The organism is Marinobacter iranensis (assembly GCF_029207565.1).
GTDB lineage: Bacteria > Pseudomonadota > Gammaproteobacteria > Pseudomonadales > Oleiphilaceae > Marinobacter > Marinobacter iranensis.
In genome coordinates this window covers 1-246 of record NZ_JANCMW010000353.1, presented here as the reverse complement: position 1 = coordinate 246, position 246 = coordinate 1, and the positions used below count along the sequence as shown (strand labels likewise).

General features: G+C 59.8%; 1 pseudogene. It reads left to right on the top strand.

What is annotated here, in order from left to right:
* Window positions 1-246, top strand: a pseudogene (locus tag NLU14_RS22670) (glucose-6-phosphate dehydrogenase); the annotation flags it as partial.

Sequence of the window (246 nt, the reverse complement as noted above, 5' to 3'; positions counted from 1 at the left end):
CAATCGCCTGTTCTACCTGGCGCTGGCGCCCGAGCTGTTCGGCACCGTCTCCCGGAACCTTCGCGACGGCGGCATGTTGGAGAGCGCGGGCTGGCACAGGCTGGTCATCGAAAAGCCGTTCGGCTACGACTATCCGTCCGCGTCCAAGTTGAACGAAGAGATCCGGCACGTTTTCCGGGAGGACGAAGTATTCCGCATCGACCATTACCTGGGCAAGGAAATGGTGCAGAACATCGAAGTCATTCG